Origin of the sequence: Nostocoides sp. F2B08 (assembly GCF_009184895.1) — a bacterium.
Taxonomy (GTDB): domain Bacteria; phylum Actinomycetota; class Actinomycetes; order Actinomycetales; family Dermatophilaceae; genus F2B08.
The window spans coordinates 1-1292 of record NZ_WESE01000033.1; the positions used below are offsets into that span (position 1 = coordinate 1).

The 1292-nt window shown below is 65.7% G+C and carries 2 protein-coding genes; both read right to left on the reverse strand.

Features of this window, described 5'->3' with window-relative positions; translation table 11 throughout:
• Window positions 1–33: 33 nt before the first annotated feature.
• Entirely contained in the window at window positions 34–960 is a 927-nt protein-coding gene (locus tag GA707_RS20605) for an IS3 family transposase (protein WP_152180319.1), read from the reverse strand.
• Window positions 957–1247 (reverse strand): transposase, encoded by a 291-nt coding sequence (locus GA707_RS20610; RefSeq protein WP_152180320.1) that lies wholly within the window; start codon window positions 1245–1247, stop codon window positions 957–959. Before GA707_RS20610 ends, GA707_RS20605 begins: the two co-directional genes overlap by 4 nt.
• Between the last annotated feature and the right edge of the window lie 45 nt (window positions 1248–1292).

A 1292-nucleotide genomic window follows, 5' to 3' on the forward strand; every position in this document is an offset into this window, starting at 1 on the left:
TGTGGTTCCCCCCGAATCGTGGAGGGCTTCCCTTCAAGCGGCTCTCGGGGTGAGGGCCGCGGTCTCGTAGGCGATGGGTGACATCATCGCAGCGGAGCTGTGCCGGCGGGTGGTGTTGTAGAAGTTGAAGCACCAGTCCATGACCGTGGCCGCGGCCGCCGTGGTGGTGTCGAACTCGTTGCGTGAGAGGACTTCCCACTCCAGGGTGGAGAAGAACGCCTCCGCGGCGCTGTTGTCGAAGCACGAGCCCACTCTGCCCATGGACTGGCGGATGCCGAGGTCCTTGCAGGCCTTGGTGAACAGGTCCGCGGTGTACGTCGATCCCCTGTCCGTGTGAAAGATGACCTTCTCGGACTCCTCCTCCCGCCAGATCGCGGCCTTGCCGCCGCGCACGGTCACCGCCGTCGTGATCGCGGCCTTGGCGAGCTCGGCGTTGGGGTGGCGCGAGGTCGCTGCCCCGATCAGGCGGCGGCTGAACAGGTCGATCACGGTAGCAAGGTACAGCTTGCCGCCGGCGGTGGGGATCTCGGTGATGTCACCAACCCAGCGTTGGTTCGGTGCGGCCGCGGTGAAGTCCCGGTTGATCAGGTCCGGGAACGGTGCCTTGGTCTTGTCTTGCTTGGTCAGTCCGTTGCGGCGCTTGATCTTTCGCGCGATCAGCCCTTGCCGGCGCATTGACTTCGCGACCGTCTTCTCGGACACGACCCACCCGTCCTGGCGCAGGTCCTCGACCAGGCGCGGGGAGCCGTGCAGGCCACGCTGCTTGACGAACATGACCTTCACGGCACGGTCGAGGGTGTCCCGGCGCAGGTCCCGGGTGGTGTACAGGTGCCACGGCGAGAGGGCCCGCTGCCACCACTTGTAGAACCACGAGATCGAGATCCCCAGCAGGGCACAGGTCAGCGCGACAGGAACGGCGTAGTTGGTCCTCTGGTCGGCGATGAAGCGTGCCACGCTCACTTCGTCGCCTCCTTCACCCACAGGACCACGGATCGCTTGAGGACATCACGCTCCATCCGCAGCTCGGCGACCTCCGCCCGCAGGCGCTTCAGCTCCTCGTAGTCCGCCTCGGACAGCTCACCGCGGCCCTCGCGTTCAGCGCGGGCGCGTTGGACCCAGTTGCCCAGCGTGCCCTCGTTCACGCCCAGATCGCGGGCAACCTGGGCGATCGGCTTCTTGGTCTCTTCGACGATCCGCACAGCCCCTTCACGGAACTCCCGGTCGTACCTCATTCTCTTCTCTGACATCGCAATCCTCATTGTCGATGCCTCCACGCTTCGGGGGGAACCTCA